The organism is Candidatus Babeliales bacterium (assembly GCA_035455925.1).
GTDB lineage: Bacteria > Babelota > Babeliae > Babelales > Vermiphilaceae > SOIL31.
Window position 1 is genome coordinate 1 of sequence record DATIEE010000002.1, and the last position, 15,265, is coordinate 15,265.

17 protein-coding genes and 1 other RNA gene are annotated in these 15,265 nt (G+C 31.9%); 5 read left to right on the forward strand and 13 right to left on the reverse strand.

Annotation, left to right across the window (positions count from 1 at the left end; genetic code table 11):
- Positions 1-434 (forward strand): hypothetical protein (locus VLB80_00095; protein ID HSC24604.1); only part of this gene is annotated, 434 nt, incomplete at its 5' end.
- 12 nt (positions 435-446) lie between these two features.
- Here VLB80_00095 and tsaD read toward each other — a convergent pair.
- Positions 447-1,481 carry a tRNA (adenosine(37)-N6)-threonylcarbamoyltransferase complex transferase subunit TsaD gene (gene tsaD, locus VLB80_00100; GenBank protein ID HSC24605.1) on the reverse strand — a complete coding sequence of 345 codons (1,035 nt, stop codon included), beginning with the start codon at positions 1,479-1,481 and terminating at the stop codon, positions 447-449.
- A complete protein-coding gene (locus VLB80_00105; GenBank protein HSC24606.1) occupies positions 1,481-2,167 on the reverse strand; it encodes a hypothetical protein in 687 nt (228 codons plus the stop codon). Before VLB80_00105 ends, tsaD begins: the two co-directional genes overlap by 1 nt.
- 124 nt (positions 2,168-2,291) lie before the next feature.
- Between VLB80_00105 and VLB80_00110 the strand changes: the two genes are divergently transcribed.
- The 3 genes from VLB80_00110 (at position 2,292) to ssrA (ending at position 3,681) form a co-directional block, all read left to right on the forward strand.
- Complete coding sequence (locus VLB80_00110) at positions 2,292-2,771, forward strand: DUF2062 domain-containing protein (GenBank protein HSC24607.1); 480 nt, start codon at positions 2,292-2,294, stop codon at positions 2,769-2,771.
- A gap of 7 nt (positions 2,772-2,778) precedes the next feature.
- Positions 2,779-3,231: an SsrA-binding protein SmpB gene (gene smpB / locus VLB80_00115; protein HSC24608.1), complete on the forward strand. Its 453-nt coding sequence runs from the start codon at positions 2,779-2,781 to the stop codon at positions 3,229-3,231.
- A gap of 71 nt (positions 3,232-3,302) precedes the next feature.
- Positions 3,303-3,681: a transfer-messenger RNA gene (gene ssrA, locus VLB80_00120) on the forward strand.
- A gap of 346 nt (positions 3,682-4,027) precedes the next feature.
- Here ssrA and VLB80_00125 read toward each other — a convergent pair.
- The 10 genes from VLB80_00125 to VLB80_00170 all read right to left on the reverse strand — a co-directional run bounded on the left by VLB80_00125 (position 4,028) and on the right by VLB80_00170 (position 12,007).
- Entirely contained in the window at positions 4,028-5,047 is a 1,020-nt protein-coding gene (locus tag VLB80_00125) for a hypothetical protein (protein ID HSC24609.1), read from the reverse strand.
- Between the two features lie 58 nt (positions 5,048-5,105).
- Entirely contained in the window at positions 5,106-6,236 is a 1,131-nt protein-coding gene (locus tag VLB80_00130; protein ID HSC24610.1) for a glycosyltransferase, read from the reverse strand.
- Between the two features lie 9 nt (positions 6,237-6,245).
- Positions 6,246-6,905 carry a transaldolase family protein gene (locus VLB80_00135; protein ID HSC24611.1) on the reverse strand — a complete coding sequence of 220 codons (660 nt, stop codon included), beginning with the start codon at positions 6,903-6,905 and terminating at the stop codon, positions 6,246-6,248.
- A 32-nt stretch (positions 6,906-6,937) separates the two neighbouring features.
- Positions 6,938-7,318, reverse strand: a complete 381-nt coding sequence (locus VLB80_00140; protein HSC24612.1) for a vitamin K epoxide reductase family protein — start codon at positions 7,316-7,318, stop codon at positions 6,938-6,940.
- A 110-nt stretch (positions 7,319-7,428) separates the two neighbouring features.
- Positions 7,429-8,337: a non-homologous end-joining DNA ligase gene (ligD, locus tag VLB80_00145; protein HSC24613.1), complete on the reverse strand. Its 909-nt coding sequence runs from the start codon at positions 8,335-8,337 to the stop codon at positions 7,429-7,431.
- A 10-nt stretch (positions 8,338-8,347) separates the two neighbouring features.
- Positions 8,348-8,929 (reverse strand): DNA polymerase ligase N-terminal domain-containing protein, encoded by a 582-nt coding sequence (locus tag VLB80_00150; protein HSC24614.1) that lies wholly within the window; start codon positions 8,927-8,929, stop codon positions 8,348-8,350.
- 317 nt (positions 8,930-9,246) lie between these two features.
- On the reverse strand, positions 9,247-10,155 hold the full coding sequence (locus tag VLB80_00155) for an ankyrin repeat domain-containing protein (GenBank protein ID HSC24615.1): 909 nt from the start codon (positions 10,153-10,155) through the stop codon (positions 9,247-9,249).
- Positions 10,156-10,283: 128 nt separating this feature from the next.
- Positions 10,284-11,063, reverse strand: a complete 780-nt coding sequence (locus VLB80_00160; protein ID HSC24616.1) for an RsmE family RNA methyltransferase — start codon at positions 11,061-11,063, stop codon at positions 10,284-10,286.
- Between the two features lie 26 nt (positions 11,064-11,089).
- Complete coding sequence (locus VLB80_00165; GenBank protein HSC24617.1) at positions 11,090-11,443, reverse strand: hypothetical protein; 354 nt, start codon at positions 11,441-11,443, stop codon at positions 11,090-11,092.
- A 147-nt stretch (positions 11,444-11,590) separates the two neighbouring features.
- Complete coding sequence (locus VLB80_00170) at positions 11,591-12,007, reverse strand: hypothetical protein (protein ID HSC24618.1); 417 nt, start codon at positions 12,005-12,007, stop codon at positions 11,591-11,593.
- Positions 12,008-12,240: 233 nt separating this feature from the next.
- Between VLB80_00170 and secA the strand changes: the two genes are divergently transcribed.
- Complete coding sequence (secA, locus tag VLB80_00175) at positions 12,241-14,667, forward strand: preprotein translocase subunit SecA (GenBank protein HSC24619.1); 2,427 nt, start codon at positions 12,241-12,243, stop codon at positions 14,665-14,667.
- Between the two features lie 39 nt (positions 14,668-14,706).
- Here secA and VLB80_00180 read toward each other — a convergent pair whose 3' ends face one another.
- Entirely contained in the window at positions 14,707-15,138 is a 432-nt protein-coding gene (locus tag VLB80_00180) for a hypothetical protein (protein ID HSC24620.1), read from the reverse strand.
- Positions 15,139-15,265 lie beyond the last annotated feature (127 nt).

Genomic DNA, 15,265 nt, shown 5'->3' on the forward strand with positions numbered 1-15,265 from the left:
CGGAATCTCAACCAACCCCTAGCTTATGGACAGTTATGTATAATTTATTACCACAAATATTTATAAAAAGTTTTTCTACTGGATCAGAAATGGGAATTGGTGCTGCTACCAAAACAATAATTAAGCAATTTATGCAAAAAAAACAACTAGAAACTTTCATTGAAACATCGAAACAAGAACTAGAACATAGCAAAGAATTTTTACTAACAGAAGAAGGCCAACGACAAGCTTCAAAATATCCCGGAATACATAAAGCTATCGAACAAGAAGAAACAAAACTTAAACACCAAGAATTACAAAAACCATCAGTGTCATTTATATTTAGCACAGCTGCTTCAACTGCACTGATTTATACCGCAAGTACCATGATGGGAGAATTTGCTAAAATTGGTTTAAACATCGCCCTGCAAATCCTTGTACCACAAAAACAGTAAAAAACCTATGCATTATTCATTAATATCAAGTGTAAAATCTGCAAATAAGCCTTGTTGCGCTTTATAATTACCAACAAAAGCTATCATTGCTGCATTATCTGTGCAATAATCACGCGATGGATGGAAAAAAGGAATGGCATGCGCTACAGAAAATACACGTAGTCGTTCAACAATGTATTTGTTACATGCAACACCACCAACAAAAGTAATTGCTTTCACATAGGGATAGGCCTGCAAAGCAAGTCCAAGCTTTTGTTCAAAAATATCCGCAATACAAACAAGTAGAGAGCTCGCAACTTCTTTTTTAAATTGTTCATTCTCTCCTTGTAAAAATGTTTTAGTTGATAAACTATAAGCGTTTTTTTTAACTAAATCATATAAAACAGCAGTTTTCAATCCAGAAAAACTAAAATCTAATGTTTTATGCCTACTACGCGGATAATAATAGAAATCTTTAAAATCAACTTCCCGTGCCAGTCTTTCAATAACAGGTCCGCCCGGATACGGCAAGTTCATTAATTTTGCAATTTTATCAAAAGCTTCACCAGCAGCATCATCCTGCGTTTCTCCAAGCACCTGGTAATCACCAAAATTTTTTATAAGATATAATGATGTATGGCCTCCCGACGCGGTTAAGCACAAATAAGGGAACGGAATGTCATATTCTATACATGCTGAAAATGCATGCCCTTCCAAATGATTTATACCAATTAATTTTTTATTTTTTGACCACGCTAATGCTTTTGCAAAGCAAATACCTACAAGAAGTGAACCAGGAAGACCTGGTTTATTAGTAACTGCAACAACATCTATATCATCTAATGTTATCTGCGCCCTCTGAATTGCTTCATATACAATAGGACTTATTTTTTCTAATTGTGATCGTGAAGCAAGTTCTGGCACAACACCACCAAAATTTTTATGTAAATCTATTTGTGAATAAAGCGTACTAGAAATCAACCCTCGTTCACTATGATAAATGGCTGCCGCAGTTTCATCACAAGATGTTTCAATACCGAGTGTTACTATAGGCAATTTCATGGCCATTAAACTACTTGATCCATAATAAGAATTCGTTTTTTATCAGGAGCAACTTGCGTCTGGCGATGCATAGGTTTATGAAATATTCTTGAATCTAATGCAGTAAGCTCTAATTTAATCAGAGCTTCTTCAATTATTTCTTTTGCCTCTTCTCCTCCAATGATTGCATTATTAATAAATAATGTTGGTATCTCCACAGCAGAACCACCTTTAAAATCAGTTATCCATTCAGGATAACATTCAATAATGATCGCCCTATCAGGTATTTGTCTATTTTCAGGGAGTTTTTTTTCTGCTATAACCCAAATATTATTAATAAAATCAATACTATAATATACATAAGGAATATCTATATCTATTTTTAAATAATCCGGAGTATTTGGAATCTCAAGGCCATTTGGAAATTTTTTTGGTTGAGAATCAATTTTAGCATACATAATGAGTACGTCAAAATGAAATTGATCATTGGCCTTAGGAATTTCAAACGTTATTTTTGATGCATAGGTCTCATGAAGAGTAGTTTTTATTTCAGTTCCTGCGCAATTAATATTAATTGGCCTTAGTGTTGAATCTTTACTAAATTGAATGGTACCCATAAGTAATGATGGGGCAGCAAAAACAGAGGATCCGGTTGAAATAATAGAAAAAATGAGAGATACTATGTGATAGGATGTTGTTTTTATTTTCTTCATACTATACCTATTGATTTATTATTTATTAAAAATATGTCCTTATAATCATCATTAAGAATAACTAAAAGATTGCTTAATTTCAAATAATATGCACCTTTTCTCTCGTAATTTAAAGGGTTTTTTTATGATATTTACAAAACTTAAATTATTAGCGGAGCGATTAGTGGCTCAGGAACAATCTCCCCATAAACTTGCGTTAACATGTGCACTAGGGGTATTTGTTGGTATTTCGCCGCTAATTGGCTTACATACCATCATGACATTATTATTTGGCTGGATTTTTGCATTAAATATCCCCACTATTTTTGCCATTTCAGTGCTCATTAATAATCCTTGGACTATGGTACCTGTTTATTCTATTGATCACTTCTTTGGTAGATGGTTATTCTCAACACTAAATATAGATTATGTAAATTTGGATCCTACATGGATAGAATCATGCAATCTTTTTTTAAAAGAGCATACTGGCGTTACAGGATTATCATTATCAGCATTTTTGATCGGAGGCAATGTACTCGCTTTAGCTGTCAGCTGCATATTATACCCATGCATGAAACGCATGTTTACCATTTATTTATCACAAAAATTATTACCTACACGATAGTACTTGAATGAAATTAATAGCTCAAAATAAAAAAGCATATCATGATTACGATATATCAGAAAAAATTGAAGCTGGCATCGTATTAACTGGCGATGAAGTGAAATCACTACGCGCTGGGCAAGTTTCACTTATTGGCTCCTTTGCTGCAATTCGTAATGGTGAAATGACATTAGTCAATTGTCGTATTGCACCCTATGCAAAAGCTTATATTAAGGACGAAGAAGCTGCGATACGCAGTCGTATTCTTTTACTTCATAAACGTCAAATTTTACGTCTTTTGGGCGAAATTGCTCAAAAAGGTGTTACCGTAGTACCATTATCTATCTATTTTACTGATAAAAGTAAAATTAAATTAGAATTAGGTATTGCAAAACATAAGAAAGCACCTAGTAAGAAAAAAGAACTTAAAGAACGTGATATTAAGCGAGAAACTGATCGAGCCTTAAAAGCGAATAGATAATACTAAGTATTGACAATATACGCTCTATTGGTTACTATTTGAATAATAGATTTATGATCTTTGAAAAGTTTGGGGGCGTACTGGCTTCGACGTGTTGTTGATCGCTTTGAGGGCATGCCGAGCGTTGATTAAGTGCTCGTAAAACAATTAATCAAAAAACAATAAATGGCAATTCTAATGAATTCGCTATGGCTGCTCCTTCTGCTTACGCAGTAGCGTAGTCATCTTATTGAGTTAACGTGTCTATCAGTTAAATCAATACGTATAATAAAAAGATAGGACTATCGAGTAAGGTTGAACGGTTTAGTAGCTCGTAATAGTATCACAAGCAGTCTTATATAACAGGCTGTGTTTTTGAGGCATTATATAAAGTATAATCAAAAAATAAGCATGTAGTTCTTGGAGTTATTTGTAATGCGGACATGGGTTCGATTCCCATCGCCTCCACCATTTAAAAATGATCCTTTATTTTTAGAAGTTCGAAGAAGGATCACGCAGTTCAAAGCTGTAGCTTTTCGTCATTCTTCAGACTCACATTAGAAAAAATACACTTTAGAATATCTCTATTTTTCATCAAAAGCACTATCTACATCTCTTAAGTCAGCATCTGATTTAATAAAACCAAAATTCTACCACGATTTTCAAAAAAAAGAACTCGCTCTTCATTTTACTAGTTTTTTAAGTTCTATATTTACTTTTTATCTAAATCAAAGGTCTTCCAAAATCATCAGTGACACATTAAACACTACGCACACAATGCTATTTAAAATTATCAATTTTCTTTTTGTAAGGTTTATTAAAAAACTTTATTTATCACAGGACACACAGAAGTTAACTTAAAAATTATTTTATTCACAATATCCATCACCCCAAATGGTATTTTATTGTAACGATGCGCCACTTCAATGCATAGAGCAACAATGCTAACTGCACCAAAAAGAGTATGCAAAATGGACATTTTTTGTTCTGGTTGTTTTGAACCTTTTTTAGTGCACTTCTCAATTTCGTCTACATTTATAGGTGACTTTGGGATTGTAGATGGTGTATGTATTACTGGTGCATATTTATTTGTTTTTACTGAATTTATAGAGTCTATAGCATTCAGACAAAGAACCTCATCTACGTTTTGTAGCTTTTTAATAGTATATAAAATTCTAGAACCATCCTGACCAAGCGCAATTATTTTTGGCTGTTCCATATTTTTTAAAAAATTTTGAAGATTGGTTAATTCTTTACTATAATTTATTTGCATTAATGCCGTATCATTATTTTTTTGTAAATAATATTTATCATTGCAGACTACTATTGTACATTCATATTCATGATTTATTCGAAAACTTCCTTTTAATTGTAATCCATCATTTACTGTATCATAACTATAAGAAAATATTTCTCTACTGCTATTATCGTGCATAGATATTATTTTTAGCTTACCTTTATATCTACTATTATTTAATTGCTCATAAAAAGAATTATTATCTAAAACAAAAAAATTCAAACCTATGGATTCACCAGAAAAAGTAAAACCTAAAGGCCCTTCTTCACTATCGCTTTCAGAGTTATTAGGAGTATAATAATCTGATTTTACAAAATTATTTGTATTACTTATATTGTTTTCTTTCATAATTGACTTTTTATCACCAGAAGCACAATACTCATTAAAACTGTTAAATTGTTCGTGATAATTTTTATACAACTTGATTCGTTCACGAGAAACAATTCGACGCCTTGCCTCGGGAAAGTCCATTCCACTAAATTCATAGGTTATAACAAGAAATGCATATATAAATAATTTTATAAAAATTTGTTTTTTCATATCATTTTGTAACTGTAAAACTTAACTTCAAATGTCACTTTATTATTATATTATTATATTAATATAATATATCCTGATAAAAATTAATAATTTTTTTAATGATATTATGAGAATGATATTTTTGCGCAGTAGTGCATGCACCCTCTCTCAGCTGGTGATACAATGTCGGATTAGACAAAGTGTTTATGATTGTTATAGCTGCATGTTGTTCATCAGTAACAATAAAACCATTTACTCCATTAATAATAATATCTTGTTGCCCAGGACCATCGAGGGCTATTACTGGTAATCCTTGTGACATTGCCTCAGCCAAAACAATTCCTTGCGTATCTGTTTGTGAGGGGAAAATAAAAAAATCCGCGTTGCGATACAGAAGTAATAAATCATCAATAGGTGGTTTGTGGATAAAGCGTACACGATCTGGAGATAAACATACTATATCAAATGCATACTGTTTTATTTTTTTATAATCAATGCCATAGCCAACAAGAGTAAGATTAAATTCCTCTGGAAGCAGTTTAAAAACATCAAAAACAAAAGGTATATTTTTTTCTGGAACAAATCTACTAACAACTAAAAGTTCATATGGTTTTTTTGTATATAAAGAATCATTTACTTTATCCTGTGTAAAAAAAACGGAACGTAATGCACTCGGAATAACTATAATAGGAGTAGTTATGCGTTGCTCACTAAGAAATTTTTTAACAGCACTACTTGGTGCAATAATACCATCAACTAATTTGCAAAATCGCACAACTGTTAATTGTATCAGTGGTTTTATACATACTTTTGGTAGCGGTATATAATGTGCATATTGCTCATAAAGAGTATGATAGGTAAAAATACAGGGAATTCCATAACTTCGTGCAGCATGTAAGGCACTAACACCTAATAAAAAAGGATGATGCACATGTATAATATCGGGACAATATTTCTTACATAATTCTATGATAGCTCGCATTGGTCGCCATGGAATTGCCATATGATTTTTTTTATACATAAATTTAATGGGGCATGTAACACGAATAACATAATCTGGATCATTATGTTGATGAGTATCTAAAAAATCGAGCGTAATAATAAAAACTTCATGTCCTTGCGATCGCAATGCATCAGTAGTTGCAATAATTGAACTAATAACACCACCGGAATAAGGAGTATAACTGTTAGTTACAAAAAATATGCGCATGATATATATTTATGGAAAGTGTGTGATATTTAATTTATTCCAATCAGCTAAAAATTGTACCATCCCTTTATCAGTTAACTCATGCTTAACTGATTGTTCAAATACAGCAATTGGCACTGTTGCTATATCAGCACCCGCCACAATAACCTGTTCAAAATGGGTAACATCTCTAATTGATGCAGCGAGTAGTTGTGTTTCAAATCCGTACCAATCAAGCATATGACGCAATTGTTTAACCAATCCTAAACCATTTTCACCATGATCATCTAATCTACCAATAAATGGAGAAATATAATCTACTCCTAATTTTGCCATCATGAGTCCCTGTGCAAGAGAAAAAAGCAACGTAATATTAAGAGAAATTCCTTCTGCAACAAGTTTCTTAATAATATGATAATAACGTGCATGACAAGGAATTTTTACAACTATATTTTCTGATAATGCGGCAATTTTATGTGCCTGCATATATACATCTTCTGGTTCTGTTTCAACCACTTCAACGCTAATTACACCTAATGGCAGAAATTCACAAATGGCAAGAACTACTTTAGTAGGATCATTACCTTCCTTGCTTAAATGCGTAGGATTAGTGGTAACACCATCGATTAATCCAGTTTGAGCCCATTGCTGTATGAACTCAGTATTAGCAGTATCCAAAAATATTTTCATACAACCAAGAATATCCTTCCGTAATAAAAGTATCAAGAAAAATAAGATACTGTCAGAAGTGCTATATTAACAATATAAAGTGACGTACAGATCAAACAAAATGATCTAATTTTAAAATATAAAATATAAGCAAAGATAACTGAAACTATCACTCCTGCACATGATGTTATAAATAGCATAGTTTTTAATTGTAATATAGCCATTATAATAATTGCGCAATAATATAATGCTGAAGCCCAAATATTTGAAATACCTAACATGGCAGCATATGAACTCAACAATGGACGAGTACACGATATTTTATCAGAAATATCGCATGCAGCTTTGTAGTTGATATCTTGTTTAAGTTTACGCTCAACGAATATACCATATACAGAAATGACAAGCCCAATTATTCCAATAATTATTATCATAAAAATCAATCCTATTTTAAGTAATAATAATGATTATATATTAGATTGTACTATACATCAGAGTGAATGACTTTTTGCAACAAAATGTACTATAAAATTTATTATTTCAATTACTCTAGCATGGTATTAATTTTATCACGTGCCTTTTTTAATATTACAATATGTTGTTGTATATCATGCCACACATCACCAATTGTACTTATTCGATTTTTAACATTAGCAATCGTATATTTTTGCGAACTCATCCCTGAAGATAATAATTCTTGCCAGGTAACAGGCATAGCAACAGGAGCCTTTTCACGCGCACGTACTGCATAAGGCGCAACAACAGTAGAACCAAATCCATTACGCAACCAATCAATAAATACTCGATTGCCACGATCAGATTTATGAATATCTATTGTTACCAAATCTGGATAATATTGAGCAAGTAAAAATGCAACATTATACGCAAAATCACGCGTATCATCAAAGGTATGCACTCGCTTGAGGGGCACAACTATATGAGCTCCACGTGATCCTGTTAGCATACAAAAGGAAGGCAAACTACAATCATCAAGTATTTTTTTTAATTTTTTTGCGGCACGTTGGACATATTTAAAAGATAAAGCATCTGCAGGATCCAAATCAAAAATCATTCGATCAGGTTTTTCAAGATTATCAATACGATTTAACCATACATGAGGAGTAATACAGCCTTGATTTGCCAAATATATCAACGTTGCAGGTTTATCAATCACAACATAGTTAACTATTCCACCTTCCTGTTTTGGTATAGCTACGCGAGTAATCCATGAAGGAAAATAATCACCTGCATCTTTTTGAAAAAAACCTTCATGATCTATACCGCTTGGAAATCGCTGCATTGATATCGGACGATTTTTAACATGAGGCAACATAATAGGAGCTATAAAATCATAATAACGTATTAAATCATTTTTTGTTATGGCTGATATACCAAACAATATTTTGTCGCTATTACTAATCTCAATAATGTAGCGACCACTCTTTAACTTCATTTTTTTTGAATTATTTTTTAGATCCAATCTTTTCTATCTCTTCTATTGTTTTACCTGAAATAACTGATTCTGGTTGTGAATTAACAGGATTACGACGCGCATCAGCGTATTCATCATCTTTTTTTATACATAACCATTTTTTTATCTTACTTATGCGAATAAGCGTATAACCTCCGTGTAATTTTTTACCCTTAAGATTGATATCTATATGTCCATTTTTATAACTATCAGCAAGAGAAATAGATGTACCATCTATTACGTTATTGATATGTTCAAAAGTTCCTCTATCCCAAACTATCACCGGGCCTGCACCATATGTACCTTCAGGTATAACTCCTTCAAAAGTTGCATACCACATCGGATGATCTGTTGTTTCAATAGCAAGACGTTTATCGTGAGGATCGGTTGATGGGCCTTTAGGAATAGCCCATGATTTAAGTACGCCGTCAATTTCTAATCTAAAATCATAGTGAAGATGAGTAGCGCTATGTTTTTGTATCACAAAAATGGGGTTAGTACTCTTTTTTTTTGTCATTAAATTCATAAATTCTAATCCAATAAAAATGGCTAATAGCGCTATTGCTTTTTTCAAAAATTACCCATTCCTCTATTTCTATCTATTTTTAATATGAACAGATTGTTATACGCTTCTCAAGAATTAGCAGTATAAATCTATTTGAGAACTATAAAAAAATAACTTTATAAATAGATAGGTATAAATAAATTCACTATAAGGTTCGCCTGTATAGCAGAAATTTAGAAGTTTTCAAATGCTGCCAAAAACTATATACACTATTCATTTTCATTTTAAATAACTCAAACTTTCATATTATAGTGGCATGATATATACTTTTTTAACATCTTTATTAATGTTCGATTATTATTTTTCCTTCATGTCAATAGTTACGGTTATGCCGCGCCATATTCACGTAGTAGTAGTTCAACAGAAGAATATTTATATTTTATCGCAATATGTAATGCCGTTTCATATTCACCATCAAGAAAGCGATCAACCACTGCCCCTTCATCCAATAATGTTCGCACAATCTGTATATTATTTTTTTCAACAGCTGCAATTAATGGTGTTTTTCCATTACTTACATAATTAACATCTGCTTGTGCATGATGAACTAACAATGAAATCAAATCACTATTTTTTTCATGTTCAATAACATACCACAATAACGAACAAGCCTTAATTGGAGAAAGACGAATTTTTTTACTGAATAACATTTCCACAGACATAGAGTCATTATCCTTAATCGCAGCAGTTAATGCTTCATCAATACAATGCGATAACAAATTATGAGGTGGTGTATTTTTTTGACGATCTTTTCCCCATGCAATAAATAAAGCTATCATATCCGCATATTTGCCTCTCGCTAATAAAAGTAAAAGAGGAGTTTTAGCATAAAGAATAGGATATTTAATGACAAGATCGAAAAAATCATATTGTTCAGCTTTTTTTTCACCACATCGTGCAATAAGACCATAAATAATATATATTTTTTCTTCGCATGATAAACATATATCATTATCTGTTATCATTTTTTCAACAAAATCATACGCAAAACGATATTTAAATTGACTTATAACTTTAATAATAAGTTCAGTGTCATGAGCAAGAAATAATGAGCTCATAGATTCGTACATTTGATCCAAAGAAAGATGCCCCATATTATCTATTTTAAAATTTGAGAGATCAATATGCGTTGCGATGAGTATATTCTTTTTATTATTATTCAAAAAAAATATACTCACACTAAAAAATCCCAAAATAATAAATAATCGCAACACTCCCGTCTGCCTATTTTCCATTGCACTCTCCCTTATCTCACCACAAAAAAACTCTCTTCGCCTCCATATAACAACAGTGTAATAATCAAAAATATAAAAAATCAACAAAATTGTAAGTGCTATTTGAATACATTTGTTGTAATATTTTACTAAAGAAGTGAACGAACAAAACCAGCAGCAAGAGATGTTGCTTGAACAGCTCGCACAACAGTAGGAGTAAGAGCACAAAAAATAAATTTATGTGCTTCTACTATTTTTTTTTCTTCCCAACTTAAATCTCCCTCTGGCCCTATAAGCAACACACTAACACTGGGCTTATTACTATGCATCATGTGCATTACATCAAAAAACTTTCTACCTGCAGGGTCAAAGAAAATTTTTATTGAATTCTCTTCTTCGCTATATTTTTGTAATGCTTCAACTAAAGGAATAGGTGCTTTTAATGTAGGGTACGCAAAATTTTTTGACTGTTCTGCTGCAGCAATTAATATTTTATCTGCTCTTTCACTATCTCGATACGCAGACCATTGATATACTGTTTTTTGTGTAGAAATTAATTGTATATCATTTACACCAATTTCTGCTAATGCATACAAAGCTGATTCAAGATCATCTCGCTTTAATAGTGGTAACAAAAAAGTAATTTTAGGGCGCAAGACTATAGTCGATTGTGCTGATTTAATCAGTATGTGTATCTGTTTTTTACCAACAAATGCTTTAACAATCGCAATTATATACATAGTTCGATCAAAAAAAATACATTGATCTCCACTACATAGTCTCAAAACATTCATCATTCGATTACACAGTTTTTCATCCACTACTATAATATTATTATCAGGGTAGTTTTTCTGTACCAATAAAGATAATGATTCTATAAAAAAAGCAAATTCATGTCTTTCCTTATTCATTTCTCGTATATTCTTCATGCAAGTCATTTTCTTCTTTTATATTTTTATGCTTTTGGTTCGCAGATAAACCATGCACTAATAATACCCTTTATTTTTCTACAATAACCATTAATCCATTCTCGTAGAATAATATAACGTACTAACGCAGAACCTAATATTTCCGTTAATAATGCTTTTGCCGCAGATATTTTTGGTGGCTGAACATCATCACAAACATGCTGATCATATTCATCAAGACAGCTTTCATCATTATTATGCCCATACTCATCCATTTGACTAGCATCAAGAAAGCAATTTTTAGAATTATTGTTTTTTGTCTGTAATTCTGGATAATAAACCGACGCTTTATTTTGAGAGCTTACCAAAGTTATTATTAATACTATTATCATCTTTTTCATAAAAATTCCTTTTTCATTAATAAAAAATTATCATTATAATGATAATAATAAGGGATCTCAAAAATTAAAAGAAGCTCTTTTTTTACAAAGAGCTTTTTTGTATACATTAATAATAAAATTAATTGTTAGTATACGGTAGAAATTAATTTAGAAGTCACTAGGATCATCTTCATTTATATTGTCAAATGACAATGATCGGCAAGCTGTAGGCTTTTGTTCCATATGTTTTTTACGTAAAGGTACGTATTTTTTTTTAGTAGATATACGCTTAGAAAAGAAATCTCCTAAATCCGAATGCTGGGTTATATAACATAGATTTCTTACACTTTGTAATTCAAAGTTCATTTGTTGAAGTAACTGACCATCGTTATTATAAGCATTAGAATTATTCATAGCGTTAATATAAAAGTTCGTAAGTTTTTTTAGTTCTTTTCTAGGAACTATAATAACAACATTCTTTTCATAACCTTCAGGAGCAAAGAGATGTCGTACATCCATTCCAAAAGTATTGTTCGCAACCAGAAAAAGCAGACAAACTGCTACAGAATTTATAGTTATATTCATAATTTAGTAATTCCACCCATTTAAAAATTGATTATTATTATTACTTACTTAACAAACGATGATATCGATTACATTCAGTTATTGTATAGTAAATTACAAATATTTCAATAAATATAACGTATATTGCAAAAAAAATATTATTTACTTTACCTACATATTGAGCAAAGATTATTTTTTTGATACTCTGGCAAATAATAATGTACCTTTACCTTTATAATATTATAGGGATTACAATGATCTCACAGATAATTGCTAAAATCGTCGGCACTAATAACGAACGTCAATTAAAAAGGATAATCCCTATCGTTGATAAAATTAATTCACTAGAAATATCCATCCGTTCATTAACTGATGAACAACTTGCCCATAAAACTATTGAATTTAAATCTCAATTGGCTGCCGGAAAAAAACTCGATGATATTTTACCAGAAGCATTTGCGGTTGTACGTGAAGCATCATATCGAACTCTAGGCCAACGTCATTTTGATGTACAATTAATAGGTGGTATAGTACTTCATCAGGGAAAAATCTCTGAAATGAAAACGGGTGAAGGTAAAACACTTACCGCAACATTACCACTCTACCTAAATGCATTAACAGGAAATTGTGCACATTTAGTGACAGTTAACGATTATTTGGCTCGTCGCGACTCCGAATGGATGAGTCCTATTTATACATTTCTTGGTCTTGAAGTTACCTGCTTACAAAATTCAATGTCCGATGCTGAACGACAAGAAGCTTATAACGCCGACATTCTCTATGCAACTAATAATGAGCTGGGTTTTGATTATTTGCGAGATAATATGAAATTCCGTAAAGATGATTTAGTACAACGCAAGCTCTCATTTGCCATTGTTGATGAGGTAGACTCTATCTTAATTGATGAAGCACGAACACCGCTCATTATTTCAGGTTCGGCCGAAGAAGTAGGTACATTATATAGAGATGCTGATCGTGTTGTATCTCATTTAATAGTGACAACTGATTATGAAATTGATGAAAAAGCACGTACCGTTTTATTAACAGAATCAGGCATCAATAAAGTAGAAGCTGCTTTTAATATTATTAATTTATATTTTATTGAACATATGCAATTATTGCATCATATTAATCAGGCATTACGCGCACATTCTCTTTTTAAACGTGATGTTGATTACGTTGTTACTAATAATCAAGTACTTATTGTTGATGAATTTACTGGACGTATTTTACCAGGTCGCCGGTATAGTGATGGTCTTCATCAAGCTCTTGAAGCTAAAGAAAATGTCGAAATTGAACGTGAAAGCCAAACATTAGCAAGTATTACCTTACAAAATTTCTTTAGACTTTATAAAAAACTTGCAGGTATGACGGGTACCGCGGCAACAGAAAGTGAAGAATTTCACAATATTTATAAACTTGATGTTATTTCAGTTCCTACCAACCGTACTATGATCAGAAAGGATATGCCTGATCTTATTTTTTTAACAAAAAATGCAAAATACAAAGCTATTGTTGAGGATATTAAGGAGCGACATAAAACTGGTCAACCTATTTTGATTGGCACTATTGCCATCGAAACATCAGAATTATTAAGCGCAATTTTAACAGCGCACGGTATTACTCATGATGTATTAAATGCCAAACAACATGCGCGAGAAGCAGAAATTGTTGCTCATGCAGGAGAATTCGGACATATCACTATTGCAACAAATATGGCTGGACGTGGTACTGATATTAAACTCACCCCAGAATCAATTGCTGCTGGCGGACTATATATTTTAGGAACTGAACGCCATGAAAGCAGACGTATTGATAATCAATTACGTGGTCGATCTGGACGTCAGGGTGATCCGGGTGAATCACGCTTTTATATCTCGCTTGAAGATGATTTAGTTCGCATCTTTGCAGGAGATTCATTAAAACAAAAAATGGTATTTTTTGGCATGCAGGAAGACGAAATTATTGAATCACGTTTAGTTTCTAAAACTATTGAGCGGGCACAAGAACGAGTTGAGAAACATAATTTTGATAATCGTAAACATCTTCTTGAATATGATGACGTACTTAACCAACAACGTATTGTTATTTACAATCATCGTCTTGATGCTCTTGAAGGCGAAAGTCGAATTTATGAACTCATTGGTGATTTTATCATCGCCACTATTCAAGAACTTATCGCATATAATGCACCAAAACGAGATCTTCAACCAGGTCAAATTGCTAAAACCTATGAAGCCCTAGAATATATGACAGGATTGACTAAAAAAGATTTTGAATCATCGCAGATATCAACTCGCACAAGTGAATTATTTCAAAAAGATCTCATTAATTTTTTACTAGAACGTTATGATCTCTATCGTAGACAGCAAACCGAAGGTGTTATAAAAGCAGCAGAGAAATGGCTTGTTTTAGAAACAATAGATCAAGCATGGCGACAACATATGCTTAATCTTGATCATTTAAAAGAAGGTATTGGTTTACGTGGCTGGGGTCAAAAAAACCCTCTCATCGAATATAAACGTGAAGCCTTTGATATGTTCCGTGAAATGATGACACATATTCGTTTTGATATTATTCATCATATATTCCATCTTAATCTTACCAAATTTAATGCTCAAGAACTGGAAGAACGTCGCAAAGCAGAGTTTGATCAGCTCAATTTTTCTGGTGAAAAATAATACAAACTAATTGTTCCATTGTATGTAAGTATTTTTCTCTTAATTACATGAAGAACAATTTTTTCGCTGTATCATTGGTAATTCACGAACCATAGAAGAATGAGGTTTATTCTTTACTATAGTAAATAAGCTAGTTGCCTGCGTACCATCTTCTATATCCGAAAACTTTAATACAATATTACCATTATTGCCACATTCATTTTGTGTGCATGTGTATACAGGGATCCATACTTCTGTTTTTGTTTTTGGTTGTTGTGCGTAAACAACAAAATAAGCATGTTTGTCATGATTACCAAAGCGACGCTTTCCAGATTTAGGAATTATCAAAAATGCTTTATCGTGTTCATTATAAATAGCAACTTTACTATTACTATCATTAATAAATGTTGTCATACAGGCTTGCACATTAATAACAATAGTTGCTATATATAACGCACTAATAAATATATTTTTTTTATATCGATCAATCATGGCCTTACCCTTTTTTATATATACCCTTTACCTTATTTTTAAGATATATATATCAAAATCCAAATAGCAATAATTATATTTAAGTTTTATCAAATTAGCCAAAGACAATCACGGTAATTTGACAATT

Excerpts from the sequence above, each read along its gene's own strand:
- VLB80_00180 (HSC24620.1), bottom strand. The coding sequence starts at position 15,138 with ATGATTGATCGATATAAAAAAAATATATTTATTAGTGCGTTATATATA.
- smpB (HSC24608.1), top strand. The coding sequence starts at position 2,779 with ATGAAATTAATAGCTCAAAATAAAAAAGCATATCATGATTACGATATA.
- VLB80_00165 (HSC24617.1), bottom strand. The coding sequence starts at position 11,443 with ATGAAAAAGATGATAATAGTATTAATAATAACTTTGGTAAGCTCTCAA.
- secA (HSC24619.1), top strand. The coding sequence starts at position 12,241 with ATGATCTCACAGATAATTGCTAAAATCGTCGGCACTAATAACGAACGT.
- VLB80_00155 (HSC24615.1), bottom strand. The coding sequence starts at position 10,155 with ATGGAAAATAGGCAGACGGGAGTGTTGCGATTATTTATTATTTTGGGA.
- VLB80_00140 (HSC24612.1), bottom strand. The coding sequence starts at position 7,318 with ATGATAATAATTATTGGAATAATTGGGCTTGTCATTTCTGTATATGGT.
- ligD (HSC24613.1), bottom strand. The coding sequence starts at position 8,337 with ATGAAGTTAAAGAGTGGTCGCTACATTATTGAGATTAGTAATAGCGAC.
- VLB80_00170 (HSC24618.1), bottom strand. The coding sequence starts at position 12,007 with ATGAATATAACTATAAATTCTGTAGCAGTTTGTCTGCTTTTTCTGGTT.
- VLB80_00135 (HSC24611.1), bottom strand. The coding sequence starts at position 6,905 with ATGAAAATATTTTTGGATACTGCTAATACTGAGTTCATACAGCAATGG.
- VLB80_00105 (HSC24606.1), bottom strand. The coding sequence starts at position 2,167 with ATGAAGAAAATAAAAACAACATCCTATCACATAGTATCTCTCATTTTT.
- tsaD (HSC24605.1), bottom strand. The coding sequence starts at position 1,481 with ATGGCCATGAAATTGCCTATAGTAACACTCGGTATTGAAACATCTTGT.
- VLB80_00160 (HSC24616.1), bottom strand. The coding sequence starts at position 11,063 with ATGAAGAATATACGAGAAATGAATAAGGAAAGACATGAATTTGCTTTT.
- VLB80_00130 (HSC24610.1), bottom strand. The coding sequence starts at position 6,236 with ATGCGCATATTTTTTGTAACTAACAGTTATACTCCTTATTCCGGTGGT.
- VLB80_00110 (HSC24607.1), top strand. The coding sequence starts at position 2,292 with ATGATATTTACAAAACTTAAATTATTAGCGGAGCGATTAGTGGCTCAG.
- VLB80_00125 (HSC24609.1), bottom strand. The coding sequence starts at position 5,047 with ATGAAAAAACAAATTTTTATAAAATTATTTATATATGCATTTCTTGTT.